This window comes from Flavobacterium sp. PL02 (genome assembly GCF_035013205.1).
Taxonomy (GTDB): Bacteria; Bacteroidota; Bacteroidia; order Flavobacteriales; family Flavobacteriaceae; genus Flavobacterium.
The window spans coordinates 756,451-779,225 of record NZ_JAYGJP010000001.1 but is presented as its reverse complement, the minus strand read 5'-3'; the positions used below and the strand labels follow the sequence as shown (position 1 = coordinate 779,225).

At 31.8% G+C, this 22,775-nt stretch carries 19 protein-coding genes; 12 read left to right on the top strand and 7 right to left on the bottom strand.

All coding sequences use genetic code 11. The annotated features are described in order from the left end of the window. Positions 1-46: 46 nt before the first annotated feature. Positions 47-2,086 (bottom strand): M13 family metallopeptidase, encoded by a 2,040-nt coding sequence (locus tag SHI72_RS03295; protein ID WP_323489048.1) that lies wholly within the window; start codon positions 2,084-2,086, stop codon positions 47-49. Positions 2,087-2,461: 375 nt separating this feature from the next. Further along, a complete protein-coding gene (locus SHI72_RS03290) occupies positions 2,462-3,334 on the bottom strand; it encodes an AraC family transcriptional regulator (protein WP_323489047.1) in 873 nt (290 codons plus the stop codon). Between the two features lie 187 nt (positions 3,335-3,521). Between SHI72_RS03290 and SHI72_RS03285 the strand changes: the two genes are divergently transcribed. Next, positions 3,522-3,926 carry a secretion protein gene (locus tag SHI72_RS03285; protein WP_323489046.1) on the top strand — a complete coding sequence of 135 codons (405 nt, stop codon included), beginning with the start codon at positions 3,522-3,524 and terminating at the stop codon, positions 3,924-3,926. 399 nt (positions 3,927-4,325) lie between these two features. Beyond that, positions 4,326-4,706 carry a secretion protein gene (locus tag SHI72_RS03280; RefSeq protein ID WP_323489045.1) on the top strand — a complete coding sequence of 127 codons (381 nt, stop codon included), beginning with the start codon at positions 4,326-4,328 and terminating at the stop codon, positions 4,704-4,706. Positions 4,707-4,790: 84 nt separating this feature from the next. Here the strand turns inward: SHI72_RS03280 and SHI72_RS03275 are convergent, their stop codons facing one another. Together SHI72_RS03275 and SHI72_RS03270 are read right to left on the bottom strand one after the other, a co-directional pair. Next, positions 4,791-5,993 (bottom strand): hypothetical protein, encoded by a 1,203-nt coding sequence (locus tag SHI72_RS03275; RefSeq protein ID WP_323489044.1) that lies wholly within the window; start codon positions 5,991-5,993, stop codon positions 4,791-4,793. Between the two features lie 54 nt (positions 5,994-6,047). After that, entirely contained in the window at positions 6,048-6,857 is an 810-nt protein-coding gene (locus tag SHI72_RS03270) for a hypothetical protein (protein WP_323489043.1), read from the bottom strand. A gap of 455 nt (positions 6,858-7,312) precedes the next feature. Here SHI72_RS03270 and SHI72_RS03265 point away from each other — a divergent pair, with 455 nt between their 5' ends. Further along, positions 7,313-7,684, top strand: coding sequence for a flagellar motor protein MotB (locus SHI72_RS03265; RefSeq protein WP_323489042.1), 372 nt, complete (start codon positions 7,313-7,315; stop codon positions 7,682-7,684). Between the two features lie 268 nt (positions 7,685-7,952). Here the strand turns inward: SHI72_RS03265 and SHI72_RS03260 are convergent, their stop codons facing one another. Both SHI72_RS03260 and SHI72_RS03255 read right to left on the bottom strand, forming a co-directional pair. Next, a complete protein-coding gene (locus tag SHI72_RS03260; protein WP_323489041.1) occupies positions 7,953-9,539 on the bottom strand; it encodes a T9SS type A sorting domain-containing protein in 1,587 nt (528 codons plus the stop codon). A 193-nt stretch (positions 9,540-9,732) separates the two neighbouring features. After that, complete coding sequence (locus tag SHI72_RS03255) at positions 9,733-13,161, bottom strand: methylmalonyl-CoA mutase family protein (RefSeq protein ID WP_323489040.1); 3,429 nt, start codon at positions 13,159-13,161, stop codon at positions 9,733-9,735. A gap of 236 nt (positions 13,162-13,397) precedes the next feature. Here SHI72_RS03255 and SHI72_RS03250 point away from each other — a divergent pair, with 236 nt between their 5' ends. From SHI72_RS03250 to purU, 9 genes are all read left to right on the top strand, one after another. Beyond that, positions 13,398-14,012, top strand: coding sequence for a WG repeat-containing protein (locus tag SHI72_RS03250; RefSeq protein WP_323489039.1), 615 nt, complete (start codon positions 13,398-13,400; stop codon positions 14,010-14,012). Between the two features lie 810 nt (positions 14,013-14,822). Beyond that, entirely contained in the window at positions 14,823-15,179 is a 357-nt protein-coding gene (locus tag SHI72_RS03245; RefSeq protein WP_323489038.1) for a hypothetical protein, read from the top strand. Between the two features lie 302 nt (positions 15,180-15,481). Then, positions 15,482-15,742, top strand: coding sequence for a hypothetical protein (locus SHI72_RS03240; RefSeq protein WP_123912089.1), 261 nt, complete (start codon positions 15,482-15,484; stop codon positions 15,740-15,742). 16 nt (positions 15,743-15,758) lie between these two features. Then, the gene (locus tag SHI72_RS03235) at positions 15,759-16,325 is read left to right on the top strand and encodes a hypothetical protein (RefSeq protein WP_323489037.1); all 567 of its coding nucleotides are present in this window, start codon (positions 15,759-15,761) and stop codon (positions 16,323-16,325) included. A gap of 250 nt (positions 16,326-16,575) precedes the next feature. Beyond that, on the top strand, positions 16,576-17,223 hold the full coding sequence (locus tag SHI72_RS03230; RefSeq protein WP_323489036.1) for a hypothetical protein: 648 nt from the start codon (positions 16,576-16,578) through the stop codon (positions 17,221-17,223). A gap of 93 nt (positions 17,224-17,316) precedes the next feature. Further along, a complete protein-coding gene (locus SHI72_RS03225) occupies positions 17,317-17,673 on the top strand; it encodes a hypothetical protein (protein WP_086894588.1) in 357 nt (118 codons plus the stop codon). Positions 17,674-17,696: 23 nt separating this feature from the next. Beyond that, positions 17,697-18,569, top strand: coding sequence for a hypothetical protein (locus tag SHI72_RS03220; RefSeq protein ID WP_039111098.1), 873 nt, complete (start codon positions 17,697-17,699; stop codon positions 18,567-18,569). A gap of 512 nt (positions 18,570-19,081) precedes the next feature. After that, positions 19,082-19,801 carry a DUF4197 domain-containing protein gene (locus SHI72_RS03215; RefSeq protein ID WP_086894586.1) on the top strand — a complete coding sequence of 240 codons (720 nt, stop codon included), beginning with the start codon at positions 19,082-19,084 and terminating at the stop codon, positions 19,799-19,801. 106 nt (positions 19,802-19,907) lie between these two features. Continuing rightward, on the top strand, positions 19,908-20,762 hold the full coding sequence (gene purU, locus SHI72_RS03210; RefSeq protein ID WP_323489035.1) for a formyltetrahydrofolate deformylase: 855 nt from the start codon (positions 19,908-19,910) through the stop codon (positions 20,760-20,762). Positions 20,763-21,010: 248 nt separating this feature from the next. On the opposite strand, the gene SHI72_RS03205 is transcribed toward purU, so the two are convergent. Further along, entirely contained in the window at positions 21,011-22,504 is a 1,494-nt protein-coding gene (locus SHI72_RS03205) for a catalase (RefSeq protein ID WP_323489034.1), read from the bottom strand. Positions 22,505-22,775 lie beyond the last annotated feature (271 nt).

The following is a 22,775-nucleotide window of genomic DNA, read 5'->3' as shown; positions in this document are numbered from 1 at the left end:
CAGGAAACCTTTGTCCCTTTGCCTCTCAGAACCTTAGCAACTTAAATTACCAAATAACCACACGTAAACTATCTGGCTGATACATTTTATCTCCTTTTTTCACATTAAATGCTTTATAGAATTCTGGCATATTACTTAAAGGTCCATTTACTCTAAATTGTTCTGGAGAATGTACGTCGGTCATGATTTGATTAATCTTAGACTCATCTCTTCTATTGATCATCCAAGAATAAGCATAAGAAAGGAAATAACGTTGATCTGGCGTTAATCCGCTAATTTTTTCATTATTTTTATATTGAGCCGTTTTCTTAAATGCCTCATAACCTACTACAACACCACCTAAATCGGCAATGTTTTCTCCTTGAGTTGCTTCTCCATTAACGTGTTTACCAAGTACAGTAAACTTATTATATTGATCTACAATCAACTTTGTTTTAGATTTAAATTTTTTCAAATCTTCGGCAGTCCACCAATTATTTAGGTTTCCTTTATCATCATATTGACTTCCCTGATCATCAAAACCATGCGTGATTTCGTGTCCAAAGAAAGAACCTCCAAGAATTCCGTATAAGATAGCATCATCAGGCATTCTTCCTTCATAACCAGGAACGATAATATTACAAGCCGGAATCACAATTTCGTTATTACTAGGATTATAATAAGCATTATATGTTTGTGGTTGCATACTCCATTCGGTTCTATCTACAGGTTTACCGTATTTGTTAACCATATCATTGTAATGCCAAGAATTAGCTTTTAACACATTACTACAAAATGAACTTCTATCAGTAGAAAGTTTACTCATATCCTTCCATTTATCTGGATATCCAACTTTCATTACGATTTTATTTAATTTTTGTAATGCTTTCTCTTTTGTAGCATCACTCATCCAATCTAATTTCTTGATATGTACAGCAAATACATCACGTATGTTATTACCTATTTCTAGTAATTTTTCTTTAACCCCTTTTGGCATATATTCGGCCACATATACTTGTCCTACTAATTCACCTAAATAGCTGTCTGTTTGCCCAACAACTCTTTTCCAACGTGGTTTTTGAGTACTTACTCCGTTCATTACTGTCGAAAAGAATTTGAAGTTTTGCTTCTCAACCGCTGCATTTAAATATTCAGCATACGAATTTACCAAATTCCATTTAAGGTAAGTTTTCCATTCCTCAACAGGATATGTTTTTAATAACTTATTTAATGAAGTAAAAAACTCAGGCTGACCTACAATTACCGTATCAGCTTTGGCAATACCCAAAATTGGTAAAACTGTTTTCCAATCAATATTTGGAGTCGTTTTGCTGAATTGCTCAACAGTAAGTTTGTTATAATTTTTTACTGGATCTCTAAGCGCTTCTAGTTTACGAGAAGATTTTGCCAGATCAGTTTCCAGCTTCATGATAGTTGCAGCGCTTTTGGCAGCTGTTGCTTCATCTTCGCCTGTAAATTTCATCATCGTTTTAAGATGAATTAAATACTCCTTACGAATAGATTCATTTCGCTTATCGGTATCAAGATAAAAATCTCTTTGCCCCATTCCTAATCCGCCCTGACCAAAAAACAACGCATATTTTGTGCTTATTTTATCGTCTTGACCAACATAAAATGAAAAAGCCGGACTTGTACCAAGAGTTTGTAAATGCGCTATAGAATTTACCAAAGAAGGAACATCTTTTATAGCTGCAATTTTTTTCATTTCGCTATTAAGCGGAGATAAACCTGCTTTTTCGATGGCAATTGTATCCATTCCCGAAGCATAAAAATCGCCTATTTTTTGTTTGTTACTTCCTTTTGCAGCCGATTCATCTGCAGCCGATTTTTCGCAAATACTCTTTATTTGCTCATTAATTGTATCCATAACAATTCTCCCAATACCGTTACTACTATCGGTACTCAGAATTGGATGTTTCTTAAACCAACCATTATTGGCATAGTTAAAAAAATCATCCGCAGGATTTATTGTTGTATCACGATTGGTTATTAAAGGATCTGGAAATACTGCTGGTTCTTTTTTGTCACAGCTTGAAACAACTATTCCCGTAAGTGTAAATACGATGAGTGTTCTAAATAAATTCATTAAGTATAATTTTGATTGTTTTGATTAAATCTAACTAATTACCACTTGTTTGTTACAATATTCGAAAAACAAGAATGTAAATATAATTTTTTCTCACATACAAAATGAAACTTCAATTCTAAAAAATGGATTATTACCGCCCAGTATGGTACTCTGACAAAGACTTAGATAGAACTCAAATTATAAAGATTGTCTAAAAGGGAACGCAGATGACACGGATTCGCTCAGCTTAAAAATTAACCGTAAAGCACGCAAAGGTTTTACGCAAAGTTCACAAAGCCGATAAAACATACAGCTTTGCGAACTTTGCGTTTTTATAGAATCTCACTTATAAAATCTTTGCGCCCTTTGCGGTTAAACTCTTTGCAGTTAAAACTACTTAATCACAGTTTTTAACTCCTGACGGTATTGCAACGCACTTTTTCCTGTATAAGTTTTAAATAATTTACTAAAGTGACTGAAATTATTAAATCCGCTTTCATAACAAACTTCATTAATACTAATCGGCTTTTCGGCCAAAAGCTTCGAAGCATGTACCAAACGATATTCATTTACAAAAGTGGTGAAGGTTTTATTGGTTATTTTTTTAAAATATCTGCAAAAAGAAGGTGTCGTCATGCTCACCAAACCCGAAACCTCATCGATGGCAATAGCTTCCTGAAAGTTGTCTTTTACATAATTAAAAACAACATTGATTCGATCATTATCCTGCGTGTATAATTCTAACGAAAACCCATCGGCGTTAAGCACCGTATAATCTTCAGAAGATTCTAATTCATCTAAAATACTCAAGAGTGTTAGCAATCGTTCTAATGGAAGTTGCTTTTCCATCATTTCTATTTTCTTACCAATTCGTTCTTTAGTTTCTCCTGTAAATGCTATTCCTGCTTTGGCTTGACCAAAAACATTTTGAACTTTTTTCATCTCGGGAACTCCAAAAAAATCATTTCCTAAAAATTCTGGCTTAATATGGATAACGATTTCGTTTTTATTCCCAGTTTGTTCATTGGTAAAACCACAATGAGGCAAATTGGCTCCTATTAAAATCAAATCGCCATTGGTGTAATATGAAACATGACTTCCTATTTGTCGTTTTCCCGCACCTCCGTTTACATAAACCAATTCGATTTCGGGATGATAATGCCATAAATGGGATTTGCTATTGGTCTTTTCTGCATGCCTAATATAGCTAAAAGAGCTTCCGTAGGAGTTTGATATCACTTCAAGAGCTGGGGCGGTGTTCTTCATGATAAATTCTTTGAAAAATAAAAACAAATTTAACTAAAACACCTAATATAATTTAAACTTTAACCTATAACGCTTTCGTAAATGAGAATATAGCATAGAAATTGGCAAATAGAGATGTGTAAAACAATATATTCTTAAAGTAATTTAGCATCAGAGAATTAGAACTAATAATTAAAAAACTAAAGCCATGAAAAAGATTCTAAAATTAAGTCTAGTATTTGCAGTACTTTTTACAGGAATGAGTACTTATGCAATTGATGGAAATACCGATTTTGCCCTTCATGTAAGAAAAGGCGACGGTAAACTAATTACATTTTCTTTAAACAATGTAACAAAAGCATATCTTTCTATTTATGATAAAGATGGTACCTTAATTTACTCTGAGTATGCAACGGGTAAAGACGGAATTATAAAAACATTTGATTTGGCCGAATTGCCAGATGGAACTTATTTTCTGGATATAGAAGACAATGTAAAGAAATTGAGATATGAGATTAATGTTACCAATAGGGTATCAACAATGTCTAACAAATCTATTTCGCAAACATACAAAACAGCAAATGCTAAAAATACTGCTGTAGCATTACGTTAGAAAATTGCATGCCCACATTATATAAAAATGAATTTGTTTAGTCAGTAAAGTTAAAAACGTCATCGTTTAAAAACAGCCCTTTTAATGGTTAAAAGAGCTGTTTTTTTTTGTTATAATAGTATCAAATATTCAAAAGAGAGCTATTTTTTCAATCGTTTTTTATTTTAAATTTATCTTTTATACGTGGACTACTACAAAAATGCAAAATACTGATTTAAAAAAAGTTATAAAAATAACATCCAACAATCTTATAAATCCGTATATAATCACGAGTTCAGCCGAAACACTTTTAAGTCAGCAACTTAGAACAAAAATTAACATAAAAAATATTTTGTAGTTAACGAACTATTTGTAGTTTTGCGCACCGCGATTTGAAAATTAAAAAACAAAAACAAAGACATGAAGAAGATTTTAGGATTAAGCTTAGTATTGGTTATTTTTTTGACAACAATGAGTACTTATGCAATTGATGGAAAAGGGGATTATATCTTGAATATAAAAACTGGAAATGGCAAAGTAGTTAGTTTTACTTTGAATGGAGAACAGAAATCAAATTTCTCTATTGTAGATAACGAAAGTCATTTGATATATAAAGGAATTGCAACTAATGAATTAGAAATTTCGAAAACATTAAGTTTAGAAGAATATCCTGCAGGAACTTATTATCTTGAATTTCAAGACAACGCCAAAAAAGTAAAACACGAAATTATCGTAAAATCTTCAAAAGCAAACAAAACAACCGACGAATCTTTTAATCAAAGCCCAGCTTTTCGTCGTTAATTTATCCGCTTTTTAATAAGCAAAACAATTACAATTTAGTTATTATAAAAAGCCCAATTCTGTTTAAGAGTTGGGCTTTTGTCTTTAATTTGCTTCTGTAATAATTTTATACAATTCATTACAATAATCAGCCTTATTATTTTGTTGATTTCTTTTATTTTCCTGCCCTGTTTCATAAACTAGAACCTGAAACCAAAACAATACTCTTTTGGCCATATTCTGGGCTAAAGGATTTTTGTCGTCTAACTTCATTGTATTCAAATCTTTAATTTCAGATTTCCAAAACTTAAAACTACTATTACTCTTAGCCGATTTTAAGTCTTGGTCAAAGCGAAGCGAAAGCTTATCTAAAAGTTCATTTTCCTGAATCTGTATCGCTTCCATTTTGGCTAGTTCCTCTTTATACTCTCTGGATTTTTTGATTTCGGCAATTTTGGTTCTTATAAAATTATCTTCATTTGTATTAAAGAGTGTAATTCCTTTTTCATACGCATTCACCGAAGAAACCATTTCTTTATTGGCCTTTAAACTATCTGCTATGCGTACATTTTTATCATAAATCCTTTTAATAATTGTATCATTCTTAGGTCTTATATTTTTTCTATAAGCCTGAATTTCTAACCAATCAAAAGCGCGAAGCATTTCGTTTTGTTTCGGCCAAACATGCTCTTCATGAGCAACAAAAAGTGTGTTTACAATCTTCGCTTTATCTAACCAATCTTTATTTGCTATCATTTCCTGATAATTCATATCACTATCTCCAACCATTCCTACATAAGAAAAATTATTAGAAGGAGGAATAAGCTTATCCATACCATTAAAAGAAGCCCCACAAGCAATAACTCCTTGAAAAGCACCCGAAGATATTCCGTAAAAACTAGCTAATCTTGCACCGCCCGAAAAACCTGAAATATAAAGTTGGGAAGTATCAATAGGATAGGTTTGCAATACATTATCAAATAATCTATTAGCAACTGCAATATTAACTTGGGTAGATCCATTTCTTAAAGTATTGGAGCATACCAAAATATAATTATACGTTTCTGCAGCCAGTATAAAAGGTTCAATTGCTATTTTTCCTCTTGCATCTGGATCAAAAATAAAGACCAATGCCGTTGGAGTTTTGGCATCATACTTTTTTGGAAAATAAATTGCATACGATTCTGATGGAGTCGTTGCAATTTTCATCGAATCGATAATAACTCCCGTTTGTAACAATTGCTTGTCTTGAGCATAACTAAAAACCGTAACAAAAAGAAACAGAATATAATAGGTAGTATTTTTCATAACACTAAAATATAAAAAAACCTTTCATCTCTGAAAGGTTTTAAACTAATATCTTTATTTCTGTTGTAATAATTTTTCTAAAGTTTCTAATAACCAATTCTCATCTATCTTTTTTAAAACTTTATTTCTTTTAATTTGTTCCTCAATTAAATTTATAAATTCTTCATCATTAAATTCTTCTATAGCTTCTAAAATTAATGAACCATGTTCATCTATTCTTAGAAGTTCGTTTTTAAGAATTTCTCTAATTTTTTCCTCTTTTCGTTTTGCTAACCCCACAATGGCTTCAAATCTGGTAATTTTATCTTTATCTCCTACTTTCTCCCACAAAGCATTTCTAATTATTTTGTTATCAGTTTCAATTTGTGTTCCGATCCCAAAAGTTGCCCAATTTCTGATAGTAGAATCTTTATCTCTGCTTAATTCAATCAAAGTATCGATAGGTTTGCTTTTATCAATTGAAAGAAGGCAGAAGACCAAACTATATCGTACATTAACACTTTTATGATTTTTATACGCGCAAATTATATTGATTTGTTTTTCTGTTAGATTGTCATTATTATGTCCAATTCCAAAGAGTATCGAACTAATAACATTTTTATCAATTTCTTTTTTTAATAAATCAAAATATCTCTTCAAGATTTTTTTCAAATATAATCTTGGATATCCAAATTGAGCTAAAATGTTTATTCCTATAATTTTTTCCTTAACAATTTCTGATTTAGTAAGTTCAATACTTTTCTCAAAGATACCATCTTCATTTCGCTTCCTTAATTCGCTAATAAATTTCCAATAATTTCTATTTGATTTATTATTCAAAAGTTTTTCAAATAGTTTGTCGGCTGAATAATTAATTAAATCCATTCCAATTAAGTTCTTTTCATTTAATATAAGACAATAAAAGTAACTACTATTAAATAAAAAACCGCATTTACTAAATGCAGTTTTATAATTATCTAAATTTAAAAAATCTTCTTAATAACTAAAACGGAAGTTTCTGGTTGCTGTGCGAAGACTCCCGACTTTGTTCCTACTCCAATAATCCGAAAACACAATCAAAAAAATAAATTTGGAACAGAATATAGCAACGGGTGCGAAGTCGGGAGACTTCGCACTGCAATTGCGAACACTTCGTAGAACGGGGGATAATTAGCTTCAGTCCTAAAAAAAACAGTCACTTCTATTTTTATACCACTGATTTATATACATTTGCAAAAAAACATCATCATTTTCAACAAAAGATGAAATTTTCTTACATTATAAATTATTCAATAAAGGCAAAAAAATGTGTACCCTAACATTTTTTTAAACTAATACACATGCAAAAAAAATTAGCTCTTATAGCACTACTGACAATTTTTTCACTTCGTATTTCTGCGCAAAATGAAAAAAACTATGTAACCGATAAAGTAAGTGACAAATACGCTTATATTAATGTAATAGAGACCTACGAAAGAGTTGCGGCAAAAGGTTATAAATCAGTAGATTTATTCCAAAAATTAGGAAATTCTTCTTACTCTAATTGTAAACTGGAAAAAGCTGCGGTATGGTACGGTGAATTGTTTGCCTTGACATCTGATTTAGACCCTGTATATTACTATCGTTATGCTGACTCTTTACAATTCATCTGTCAAAACGAAAAAGCCGATGCCATACTTGAAAAATTGAAACGCAAGTCTAAAGGATCCTGAAAAAGTAAAGTCACAATAAAATATCAGAGTTCCTTATTGCTGTGTGAAGTCTCCCGACTTCGTACCTACTCCAATAATCCGCAAAGAGAATCAAAAAAATAAATTTGGAACAGAATATAGCAACGGGTGCGAAGTCGGGAGACTTCGCACAGCGATTGCGAACACTTCTTAGAGCGTGCTTCATACAACAATTTCAAACACTTCGTGGAGCATATTTTTTATATAAACAATAGCTATCTTAATCTAGTTACTATATATCATATATCTTTTACTTCTTCACTATTTTTTTGTTTACCAAAACTCCATTTAATTTGAGCTCCATAATATAAGTACCTTGGCTTAATTTAGAAATATCAATCTTGTTGTCATTATAGTTAGATAAATTAATTACTACTTTACCATTTAAATCAAAAACACGAATACTCTCCACTTTATCATCATTACCAACATTTATTTGAATAAAATCAGAAGTAGGATTTGGATAAAGCTTGAATGATTGTTTATTTTCTATTACCTCAACATTCAAATTATTTGCATATTTCCATAATTTATTATCTTTTGAATAATATAATTCTTCATTAAAGACAATACTCTCTCTTACATTATATAGTGCGTCAATATTTTCAGTTGTTTGTAATGTGCTATTATAAATCCAACCTTTTCTATTATACTTTTTATCCGATGCAGATGTAATAAAATAGTCATCATTACGAATTTTAGAAATAGTATACACATTCAATATTTTCATGAATACAAAAGGCGTTTCTATGTCACTATCTGAAAAATGTTTTACACCCGATACTGAATAATTATCAAGATTTAATGATACTAACGATGTCCCACCACCTATAAAATTAGAAGAACAAAAAAGTAAAGAGTTATCTTTTTTCATAAAATTAGAAGGCGAAAAATATCGAGTACTCTGTTCTGTATATATCTCTGCTGAAGTTCTATTTACTGTATTAAATTCCCATATTGATAATAAATTTTTATCAGATGAAAAAAACATAAAATACAAATTATTATTTGCTTCAATAACATTACTATATTCCACCAAATCAGTTTGAGCCTGGAATAACCTTCCGACACTTTTTGTATTTTCAAGAGTTCCATCAGTCTCATGTAAAAAATACCTACTAACAAAATATAATTTATTATTATAGTTTATATATTGTGTTAAACCAGGTGTGCCTCCTCCTTCAGATCCATTACCATCTATATTCTCGGTAATTGGAAACGTTCCCTCAGAAGTTCCGTTACTTCTCCAAACTTTAGAATCCATAGTACTAACAGATTGAATTGTAAATATAAAAGTATCATTGCAACTACCTTCAAAAGTAGGCGTATTCCAAAGAGGCAAATTATCTTTTACTAACTCTGTTCCAATGGTAGTTCCATCAGTTTTCCAAACCTGCATTAAGTAATCACCTGTTTTCATTATAAAATAAATATACTTACCTACGGTTGTAAGTCTCCAAACCCTGCCTTTAAGAAAATTTGTTACTTTTATAGTTCCATCAGCAGTCCCATCAGTCATCCATATTTCTCCTTTTGAACTTGCATCTTGCCCAATAAAATATAACTTACCATTTAAAATTGCGGAATTCTCTTTAAATGGAATTCCTGGATAACCTCCATTTTTTACCATTACATCTTTAAATAAAACTGTATTTGGAGTAGTTCCGTCAGTTCGCCACACTTTACCACCAACATCTCCATTATAATTGTTAAAAAAAATATGTTTATTAAATTCAAAAAAAACTTCCGGAGTAGTTGAAAATTCTTGGATTAGTTGTTGAGCGTCAATTTTGATTATTACAAACGTTAAAAGAAATAAAAGTAGTTTTGTTTTCACTCTATATAAGTATTTAGATTTTTAAATCAATTTGCATAAAAACATACAAATTGCCTTTTTGTTAATTAATTGAGTAAATATATAATATTAAAGAAACAATACTCTCTCTTTACAAAAAATAACGAGCTCTCAAACAAAAACAAAAAAACCTCCCATTTCTGAGAGGTTTCCTAAATCTATAAAATCGTAATAATTACATATTCCTTCTATACTGTCCTCCTACTTCAAACAATGCCGAAGTAATCTGACCAAGCGAACATACTTTGGTAGCTTCCATTAAATGGGCGAATAAGTTTTCGTTTTTAATTGCTGCTTCTTGCAGAGTATTAAGATGATCTTTAACCGATTCTTTATGATACTCATGTAAGTTGTTCAACATATCTATCTGATATTGTTTTTCTTCTTCGGTTGCACGAATAACCTCAGCAGGAATAACTGTTGGAGATCCTTTTGAACTCAGGAAAGTATTTACACCCACAATTGGGAAATCTCCGTTATGTTTCAAGGTTTCGTAATACAAACTCTCTTCCTGAATTTTAGAACGTTGGTACATGGTTTCCATTGCACCAAGAACTCCTCCACGCTCTGTAATACGGTCGAATTCTTGTAAAACAGCCGCTTCTACTAAATCTGTTAATTCTTCTATAATGAACGAACCTTGTATTGGGTTTTCGTTTTTGGCTAAACCTAATTCTTTATTAATAATCAATTGTATTGCCATAGCACGACGAACTGATTCTTCGGTAGGCGTTGTAATTGCTTCATCATACGCATTAGTATGCAATGAATTACAGTTATCATAAATAGCATATAATGCTTGCAATGTGGTACGAATGTCATTAAAATCAATCTCTTGTGCGTGTAATGAACGCCCTGAAGTCTGGATATGGTATTTAAGCATTTGTGCTCTTTCGTTAGCACCATATTTAATCTTCATGGCTTTTGCCCAAATTTTACGCGCTACACGACCAATAACTGCGTATTCTGGATCTACTCCATTCGAGAAAAAGAACGATAAGTTTGGTCCAAAATCATTGATGTTCATTCCGCGGCTCAAATAGTATTCTACATAAGTAAAACCATTAGAAAGCGTAAATGCCAATTGCGTAATTGGGTTTGCTCCTGCCTCGGCAATATGATATCCTGAAATAGAAACCGAATAAAAATTACGTACGTTTTGCGTAATAAAATATTCCTGAACATCTCCCATTAATCGTAAAGCAAACTCGGTAGAGAAAATACAAGTGTTTTGTGCTTGATCTTCTTTAAGAATATCGGCTTGAACTGTTCCACGTACTTGCGAAAGTGTTTTTGCTTTTATATCATTATAAACCTCAATAGGTAAAACCTCATCACCAGTAACTCCCAGAAGCATTAATCCTAAACCATTATTTCCCGCTGGCAAATCGCCTTGGTATTTAGGTCTTGTGATCCCTTTTTGTTTGTATAGTTTGATGATTTTTTGCTCTACTTCTTTTTCTAAATCATTGGCTTTAATGTAATACTCACATTGCTGATCGATTGCTGCGTTCATAAAGAAACCAAGCAACATAGGCGCTGGTCCATTAATAGTCATACTCACAGATGTTAAAGCATGAACTAAATCAAAACCTGAATATAATTTTTTGGCATCATCCAGACAACAAATAGAAACTCCGGCATTTCCGATTTTACCATAAATATCTGGTCGTACATCGGGATCATTACCATATAATGTTACACTATCAAAAGCTGTCGAAAGACGTTTTGCAGGCAATCCTGCACTCACATAATGAAAACGTTTGTTGGTTCTTTCTGGTCCACCTTCTCCCGCAAACATACGTGATGGATCTTCGCCCTCACGTTTAAAAGGATATAATCCTGATGCAAACGGAAATTCTCCAGGAACATTCTCTTGCAAACACCAACGCAAGATATCTCCCCAAGCTTCATATTTAGGCAAAGCTATTTTTGGGATTTGTTGGTGCGATAAACTTTCGGTATGTGTTGCTATTTTTATTTCCTTATCACGAACTTTAAAGCTGTAAACAGGATTCTTGTATTTATTTACTTTTTCATCCCAAGTTAGGATCATCTCCCAATTATAAGAATCTAAATCCATTTTTACTTTATCAAATTGATTTAGTAAAAGATTCAGGAAAACACGATTTTCTTCGGCTCCGTTTATAAAAGTGCTATCATCGATTCCTGCTTTGGTAATCACAGGAACTTTCCCCGTAACACTTTCGATAGTTTTAAAAATACCGTATAATTTTTGTGCCACTTGTTGTTGCGACAAAGCAGTATCATCATATTTACGATTGTTCTCGGCAATTTCAGATAAATATCTCGTTCTGTGAGGTGGAATTACGAAAATTTTCTCGCTCATTTCACGAGTAATTTCGAAAGTCGATTTTAAATCTGATTCTGTTTTTTCGACAATTTTGTCCATGATAGATTTATACAATGTATTCATCCCCGGATCATTAAACTGCGAAGCAATTGTTCCAAAAACAGGCATATCGTCAGGATTTTTATCCCAAAGATTATGATTGCGTTGGTATTGTTTTTTTACATCACGTATGGCGTCTAGTGCACCACGTTTATCGAATTTGTTTAATGCTACTAAATCGGCAAAATCAAGCATGTCGATTTTTTCTAATTGCGTAGCTGCTCCAAATTCTGGTGTCATTACATATAAGGAAACATCTGAATGATCCATAATCTCTGTATCTGACTGACCAATTCCTGAAGTTTCTAAAATGATAATATCATATTTAGCAGCTTTAAGAACCTGAATCGCTTCGGCAACATATTTAGATAAAGCTAGATTTGATTGACGAGTTGCCAACGAACGCATATAAACTCTTGAGTTATTAATAGCATTCATTCGGATTCTGTCTCCTAAAAGTGCTCCACCAGTTTTACGTTTTGATGGATCTACAGATACAATTCCGATAGTTTTTGTTGGGAAATCGATTAAAAAACGACGTACCAATTCGTCTACTAAAGATGATTTTCCTGCTCCACCAGTTCCTGTAATTCCCAGAACAGGAATTTTAGAAGTTGCATTGTTTTGATGTATTTTATCAAAAACAGGTTTTGCAATTTCAGGAAAATTCTCAGCAGCAGAAATCAAACGTGCAATTGCCGTTGGATTTTTATCTTCGATATGATTTATTTCATCTGTAAGTTTATCTCCAATAGGATAATCAGAACGTTCTACCAAATCATTAATCATTCCTTGTAATCCCAAAGAACGCCCATCATCTGGAGAATAAATTCGTGTAATTCCGTATTCGTGTAATTCGGCAATCTCGCTTGGCAAGATTACACCACCACCACCACCAAAAATCTTGATATGTCCCGCTCCTTTTTCATGAAGCAAGTCATACATATATTTAAAATATTCGTTGTGACCACCTTGATAAGAAGTTAACGCAATAGAATTTGCATCTTCCTGAATAGCCGTATTTACAACTTCTTCGACACTACGGTCGTGACCTAAATGAATTACCTCAACTCCAGTGGATTGAATAATACGACGCATTATATTAATTGCCGCATCATGTCCATCAAAAAGTGATGCTGCGGTAACAATTCTTACTTTATTTTTAGGAATATAAGGTATTTGTGGTTCCATTTTGAGAATATGATAATTTTAGGAGAGCAATTTACAAAAAAATTTAATGATTCTTGAATCTAGTTTTAAACCTTATCAAAAAAAATACTCTTTTTAAAGCAGGCTCAAGTTATATACGGAAAAAAAACTTATTCTGTTCATTTTTTCTTACTCAAAAGTATTAAAACATACGTTTTTTCTTATATATTTGATTTCACTTAAACCTAAATAGTCATTTATCCAATTTTATAGAGTGTATGAAAAAAATAATAGTATTTATTACAGCAATTAGTGTCGGACTTCTTTCTGCCAGATGCATGAAAAACCGAACTACGCAAACTGATGATTCCTTATTAAAGTATGATAAAATAGAGGCTTATCAAGGGGGATTTTCTGCTGTAAAACTAAATGGCAAATGGGGATTTATAGACGCAACTGCCAATGAAATTACACCTCTGAAATATGACAACATAGCTGCTTTTCACGAAGGCATGGCTTATGTTGAACTAAATAATAAAAGTGGTTTTATTGATGCGACAGGAAAAGAAGTTATTCCGTTAATATATGACCCAGCCGATTTTTCTTCAAGTTTTTTCTCTGAGGGCTTAGCGTTAGTATCCAAAAATGAAAAATATGGATATGTAAACAAAAACGGCAAAATTATAATTCCGATTATCTATAAACTGGCAAATGCTTTTGAAGATGGTTTAGCCAAAGTTGTTCTGAATGGTAAATGGGGGATGATAAATAAAAACGGAGAAACCATCATTCCTTTTGAATATGATGATATGGCAAGTTTTTTTTCAAAAGATAAAATCATGGTTATGATAAATAACAAATGGTTCGTTATCGACAAACCTAAAGTAAATTAATGAATATATTCGACTCTTAATTATTATAAACACCTTACTATTAAATATCGATTTAACTTAAAGTATCCTTAAACATTTTAAGAATAAAGATTTTTTATTAAAACATAAAAGATCAAGTACATTATAATCTAATACTATTATATTCTTTTCAGATTAAATTCTTACGAAATCACATACTTATAATAGTATTCTTACTTATCAATTCTCTATTGCCAAAAACAGCAAAAAACTACCCTAACTTGCTAATTTTAAAACTTCTAGTGGCGTAAAACAGCTTTCTTTAAACAGACCTTTGCACTTTGATTTAAGAGTTATATATGACTTTTCTTGAATCGCAAAAAATACTGAATTAGAAGTAGTTATATTTTAAACAATAAATAAATGCGAATTTTTATGTGATTAAAATTTCTTAGTCACAATACTTTTAAAACAGAATCAAATTTTTATTTAATTATTAAAATACCATTTGATGCAAAGTAAACAAAAAAGCGTCCAAATTTTAGGCTTCACATCCCTAAGTACTCTTCTTATATTGATAATCATTTTTATTATTGCTCCAGCAAAAATTGAGGATTTCTGCAAATTTTCTATCGTTGTAATTACTCCTCTCACGCTTTTAGCAGCACTTATATTATCAACAATAGCAGTTTACTATAATAAAAGACACATCTTCGGATGGATTTCATTACTATTTATCATCGCAGTTTTTTCGATTACGACTTATTTACTATTAGGGTCAAAGATTCTTTCGCTTTAAGGATTGCCCTGTCAATTTTCTTTTCTGAAATATAACTTATAAAAAATCTAAAAATGAAAACGAATAACACTGAAGGACTTACACTTTTTGAAATAAAACAACTAATACAACAAGGAGGGAAATTTGTTGCATTTCCTTATACCGTTTCTGCTCTTTTTTTATCTTATAAAAAAGAGTCCCCTATTTATTTTGTTCGACCTAACGAGAATACACTCAAGTACTCTTTTAATTATTTTATACTAAATTTAATTTTCGGCTGGTGGGGACTTCCTTTAGGACCAATTCATACAATTAGCTCGTTGTATTATCATATAATTGGCGGTAAAGATTGTACCCAAATGATACTAAATGACCTAGAGCAAAACAATCCTGTTTATGCTCCTGATCTTCATTATTTGCAATTTGCATAAAAGTCAAAACAAATAATTCAACACACAGAACTCATAAAATTCAACTTTATGAATTTCCCCACAAGCTGGCTTCCAGTCTCTACAATCATTTTTACTTAAATATTACCTTAACCTAGTAGTTTTAAAACTTATAATAGTATTAATCACCATTAATTAAGAGAACCTTTGTTGTTTCGACAAAATTATTATTTAATAAGTCAAAAACATTCAGACAAAGACTGTTTTGTTCATTTTTAATTACAAAACATTACTCAATCATCATGTTATTGACACTGTTAACGAAGCCTAATGGGCAATGCAAAATGAAAAGCTGGCAACTATTAATTCTTAGCATTTTTTTTACTAATTGTAAAAACAATCATCAAGATTTAAAGGATAACACTAATAGTTCAATCATTGAAGATGAAAAAACTGACTCATTTAAAATTATTCCAGACTCAACTACCGTTTTAAAAAAAGATGCTCAATACCTAGAGTTAGAATTTATTCTTTGGGGCTATACCAGGACAAATCATATACCATCTGACAGAAAAATAAAAATTTCTCGCTATACCCAATTGTAATTATAAAAAAAATACCATGAGAAAATTTGATTTAGAATCATTTTACAAACACAAAAAAAACGGCGCTACTTATTGCCGATATATAACTACAGATAGTAATGGTAATGCCCTTGAAATTTATCTCTTGGAACATACAGATTCTTACCAACAAACAGTAACATACTTAAATACACCTATAAAAAAAAGGCATTTGTATGATAAGAAAACTTTAAATGTAACAAAAGAAATAGAAAGCTTTTATGATTGTATTATTGGTTTCCGAAGAGAATTTAATGAAAAAGGAGAACTTATAAAAGAGGTAAATAACGACAAACCTTTTAAATTTAGTTGGCAAGATTTGGTTAAGAAAATGAAACAGGAATATGACATAGATCTTATGAATGAAAATGATCAAATCAAGACTAATAATTATGTTTCGTCTGTATCTAGAAACTCACAAGTGATGAAGTATTTTATTATTATTCCATGCGAATTTACTCCTCATGGTGTAAGCGAGGAAAGATTTGAGATTGATGCAACAACTGGAAAAACCATTATCCATATTAAAAACAGAGCAAAATCTTACCCAAAAACAACTCTTTAATTAATCATATTAATAGGCTTATTTGTTCTTTTTCCTAAATAAATACCATCAATAAAACCTAAAAACATTACCCTAAAATACTCGTTTTTAAACTTATAATAGCCTGAAATAACTTTAATAAAAATGATATTCGCATATAACTAAACTGAAACTATTTCTCAATAAGTGCATTTAATTGTAATTGTTTTGGTTACAAACATTCTTATTGAGAATACTTCTTATCACTATTAATTCCAAAATTATTAATGCTATGAAAATTACCACAATCAAGTTATTTCTTTTATGTATTGTAATGGCTACTACCGCATGTTCATCTAGTGATGATAATGAAGACCGTCCTGTGCTGCCAGAACAAATCTTGTACGATTACTATATAAATAGTACCATGCAAAAATCGATTGACCAATTAGGGATTACCATACACAAAGGCACTACTCCACCTCTGGTAGAAGGTGTTTACACCATTGACCCGTTTTATTGTGCTAAATCCAACTTTGCAGATCTTGCATCAGGAACTACTTTCGGTACATCGACTCTTACGCTCTCTAACCAAAATACAGCTAAATTAAGTATCGATTTTAAAAATTTTCTAATTTATTCCTATGATAGCAATAATGAAATATGGGAAGGAGAAGGCACTTTTATATCTGGCGAAGGCAATAAATTCTCTATCTTATTTCATAGTAATGGCGAGCTAGATAAAGGGCTTTATATTGCAAAATATCAAAATCTGATTATTCTTTCTGGTGAACTTGATGTTCAGGACAATAAAATTAAGGGCATCAAAAATCTACAAATGGCATCAATCATGTCCGATGATTACAAAGACCCATACAATACTTTAATATCTATAGGCGAAGGGCGCCTTTTTACCGATAATTACGCAGATATAAAATAAACACAATAATCAAAATCGATAAAGTCATACAATGGGTTTTATCGATTTTGATATTTATAATTCACATAGATTAATTTAAAACCAATAGAGAATATGAAAACGACAGAAGAAATGAGCGAACATTTTTTGGATATGCTATATGAGGATGTAGTTTTATTGGGCACTAATTTATACAAAGAGATATACGAAAAAACTACTGTAACCGATGAGCTAATCCCCTATTACAAATCGGCTTTAAATTTATTTAATAGCTTGTCTAAAGAAAACCAAAAGGTGTTTTTTGAAATTATACAAAATACGATTGCAGAAACTGTTGTAGATGTATTAGGAATCTTAGACGGAAATGTAAATCCGGATAAAAAACTGGAACCGCAGTTACTTTTGAATGATGAGAATACAGACGGAATCTTGCAAGAACTTTTTGTTATAAACTACATGGAAAAAGCTTAGTTGCTAAAATTTAATAACTACAAATGAAAAATACTTTTTTAATATATAAAGACGGGATTGATGATTATAAAATAGACATGAATCCTAATGAAGTGGAGAAAATATTAAAACAAAAAAACGAATTCAAACAGTATGAAAAATATACAAATGGATCTCGTTTTACATTAAGCTCAACAAAAGAATTTGGCTATTATTTTTACTTTAAAAATGATAAATTAAAGACTATAATTTTAAACGATGCTACTAGTATCGAAATAGACAAAACCAAATATACGATAGGTAATGAGGACGAAAAAAACCTCTTTTTATCAAAACACAACCCATATATTGTAAATCGAGATTTAATATTCACCGATTTAAACATGATGATTAGTGGTCTGTTATCTCCTTACGAAATAATTCAGATTGCCGTTTATTCCGAAAACAAAAAGAAGAAAGAAGAAAAAGAAATTGTTTCAGGCAGAACTTATAATAATATTTATGGCCCTGGTAAAAAACTAGCACTTAATTCTGTTTTAAAACCTGGAGTAAGTTTAGATTTTTTGAAATTTGGCATGACGAAAAAGGAAATAAAGGAATTGATAGGAAAATTGCCTTTACAAGAAGAAAAAAAATATCAGGTCTGGGAAGATTTTAAACTAACTTTTGGCAAAAAGAATAAATTAAAAAAAATCAAACTCAACTCGGCCACAACAATAGATATTTACGTTGAAGAAACTAAAATTTATTCTAGTAAAGATAAAAAGCTTATCTACCCAAATGATTTTACTGAAGTGAAAAGTCCGTATACAAAAAAAGGAATATTCAAGAACAGAAAAGCATTTTATAATAAAGATCTAAGAGTATTATTTGAACCTAATGATGTATTTATTTATCCAATTGAGATACATAGATGAGGATTTTTTAAAAAAGGGACAAAGGTACTGAGGCTCAAAGGGACAAAGGTTTTTAGGAAGGTACTGAGGTTCTTTAAAAAAAGGTACTGAGTTACAAAGGTTCAAAGGTTCAAAGAATTAAAACTTTGCTCCCGACGCTTCGGGATTGCGTATCCCAATAGCTATCGGGACTGCGCACTTTGCGGTAAAAATCCTGCTCTTTGCGGTAAAATCTTTTGCAGTTCTATTTACATACAAAATAATCGTTACCACTTTTTCTATTTTCTTGCCTCTATCATCTTGCTTCTATTCTCTTACTTCTATTATCTCACATCTCAAATTCTCTCCTAATACAAACTATTTTTCCTAATCTAGCCCCGATGGAAACGGCATCCCGCGCTCTTTTTGGCGCGGATATAGTGCACAGCGGGAACATTGTTACTAATAAAACAAAATGTTTCTGCTCCTAAAATAAAATTGTGGCTTTGTTTTTGAATAAGTAGTATTTTTGAAACTTATAAAACTAATATTTAATGAAAAAGATTTTACTCCTTGCGTTGACATTTTCTCTAACTGCTTGTGCACAAATAAAAATACCGAAAAATTTAAATGAATTATCTTCGCAAATACAAACTTTGGGCGGCGGCGCAGATATTGCATCGGGCTTAAAAGAAGCTTTGGATAAAGGAATATCTAAACAAGTAACAAAATTAACTGCTACCGATGGGTTTTATAAAAATGAAGCAGTTAAAATTCTTATGCCTGCCGAATTGCAAAAAGTAGATGCTACTTTAAGAAAAATTGGTCTTTCGTCACTGGCTGATGAAGGTATTAAGGTATTGAACCGTGCTGCTGAAGATGCTGTAAAAGAAGCTACGCCTATATTTGTTTCGGCTGTAAAAAACATGTCTTTTAACGATGCTAAATCTATTTTGTTAGGCAATGAGAATGCTGCAACAACTTATTTACAATCTAGCACTACTACTGCTTTATACAGCAAATTTAATCCTGTTATTAAAAACTCTTTTAGTAAAGTTGGTGCCGACGTAATCTGGTCAAACATTATTGCTAAATACAATAGTATTCCGCTTGTTAAGAAAGTAAATCCTGACTTAACAGATTATACTACTAACCAAGCTCTTGCTGGAGTTTTTAAAATGATTGCTGTAGAAGAAAAAGGCATTAGAACTGATATAAGCGAAAGAACTACGCCTTTATTAAAAAGTGTTTTTGCTTTGCAGGATAAAAAGTAATTTTACGTTTAACTGTTTAATCGTTTAGTTGTGTAATCGGAAGTATCGGTTAAGCATTTAAACGATTAAACAAATAAACTATTAACCGATTAACCAAAAAACCAAAATGCAAAAAATAACTTTTCTTATTCACTGCAAGGACCAAAAAGGTATTATTGCAGCTGTAACCAATTTTATCCTAAAAGTTGAAGGAAACATTACTTACATTGACCAACATGTGGATGTGGAGCAAAATGTATTCTTTATGCGATTGGAATGCGAACTTACTAATCGTAATATTAGTATTGAAGATATAAAAACCGACTTTAGTACTACTATCGCAACCAATTTCCAGATGTCATGGCAATTATACAATCAGGAACAAAAACCTAAAATGGCATTGTTTGTTTCTAAATATGACCATTGCTTATTTGATATTTTAGGGCGCTATAGTGCTGATGAACTGGGTGTAGAAATTCCGGTAATTATAAGCAATCATAATGATTTAAGATCGATTGCCGAACGTTTTGATATTCCGTTTCATTGTGTTCCTTTTACAAAAGACACTAAGGAAGAAGGCGAAAAACAACAGATTGCATTATTAAAAAAATATGATATAAATTTTATTGTTCTGGCGCGCTACATGCAAATTATCACACCTAGTCTGATTGCGCTTTACGAAAACAAAATCATCAATATACATCATTCATTCTTACCTGCGTTTCCTGGAGCAAAACCATATCATTCGGCTTTTAAAAGAGGGGTGAAAATTATCGGGGCAACAAGTCATTATGTAACTGAGGAACTAGATGAAGGTCCGATTATCGAGCAGGATATTGCACGTGTTTCGCACATACATTCCGTAGATGATTTTATTATGAAAGGGCGTGACCTGGAACGCATTGTTCTGGCAAGAGCCATAAAATTACATGCTGAGCGTAAAACAATGGTTTATAGTAATAAAACGGTTGTGTTTTCTTAATTGGCTTAAACGTAAAAGATTTTACCGCAAAGTGCGCGAAGATTTACGCAAAGGTCGCAAAGTTTTAATTCTTTGAGTTTATTACCAACAAAATCTCTGGAACAAAGGCGCACTGTTGTGCACCTCTACAAAAAAACTCAGGATCTTAGTACCTTATAAAAAACCCGACAAGTATAAACTTGTCGGGTTTTGTTTTTTTAAAGCTCTTTGAACCTTTGTAACTCTGAACCTTTGCAACTTAAAGAAGCTTATTTAACTTCTATTAATAATCTTGGATCACTAAAATTATTTACTTCATCCATTGTCATTCCTAATGCATTTGCAACTCCTTCTCCATAAGCTGGATCGGCTTTAAAGCAATTACGAATGTGTCTTACCTGAATAAACTTTTGCGCTCCTCCTACTTGTGCAGCAGTATTCTTAAATAAAAATTGTTTTTTATCATCGGTCATTAAGCGGAATAGTTTTCCTGGTTGAGAGAAATAATCGTTATCGTCTTCTCTAAAGTTGTGAGCATACGCATCTCCGTGAATTGATAAAGGAGGTTCTTTATATTCTGGTTGTTCCTGCCATTTGCCAAAACTATTTGGCTCATAATGTTTTTTGCTTCCGTAGTTTCCATCTACACGCATTGCGCCATCTCTGTGGAAACTATTTACTGGACATTTTGCTGCATTTACTGGAATCTGAGCATTATTAACTCCTAAACGGTAACGGTGAGCATCTCCGTAAGAGAATAAACGTGCTTGTAACATTTTGTCTGGAGAATATCCTATTCCTGGAACTATATTAGCTGGATTAAAAGCTGCTTGCTCTACTTCGGCAAAATAGTTATCTGGGTTTCTGTTTAATTCAAACTCTCCAACAGGAATAAGTGGGAAATCTCCTTTTAACCAAACTTTGGTTAAATCGAATGGATGATATTTATAGGTTTTCGCTTGCTCCTCGGTCATGATTTGCACAGACAATTTCCATTTTGGAAAATCTTTTCTTTCGATAGCATCAAATAAATCTCTTTGGTGACTTTCTCTGTCGGCTCCAACTAATTTTGCAGCCTCTTCATCGGATAAGTTTTCGATTCCTTGTTGTGTTACAAAGTGAAACTTAACCCAATGTCTTTCGTTTTTATCATTGATAAAACTAAAAGTGTGGCTTCCGAATCCGTGCATCTGACGGTATGATTTAGGAATACCTCTATCACTCATTACAATTGTTACCTGATGTAGTGCTTCTGGAAGTAATGTCCAGAAATCCCAATTGTTATCTGCGCTTCTTAAATTGGTTTGTGGGTCACGTTTTACGGCGTGATTTAAATCAGGAAATTTCATTGGATCACGGAAAAAGAATACTGGCGTATTGTTTCCTACTAAATCCCAGTTCCCTTGATTGGTGTAGAACTTCATGGCAAAACCACGTATATCTCTTTCTGCATCGGCAGCGCCTCTTTCGCCAGCAACTGTAGAAAAACGAACAAACATGTCTGTTTTTTTCCCAATTTCCGAAAAAATGTCTGCTTTAGTATATTTAGTAATGTCATGAGTTACGGTAAATGTTCCGTAGGCTGCAGATCCTTTGGCGTGCATTCTTCTTTCGGGAATTACCTCTCGGTCAAAATGTGCCATTTTTTCTAAAAACCAAAAATCCTGCAATAATACCGGACCACGAGGTCCTGCAGTTATTATGTTCTGATTGTCTGGTACAGGCGTTCCTGTTGCCGTGGTAAGTTTGTCATTCGATTCCATAAGTAACAAATTTTAATGATTATATTCAAAGGTAACGTACTTGCATGTATAAACAAAATTGATTGTTTTTATATTCTGATAACTACAAACTATTGAAAAGTTTTAAATTAGTACATTTTTAATTTACCTAAAAGTAATCAAAAAAAAGTTAACTTATGTACAACAAAGTAATAACAAAACCTTAACAGGATAACATTGGCTTATGTCTGATCTTTGCAATGTAATAAACTGGTTATTTATTATTTTGGTTTTGGTTAGTTAAATGATTGCC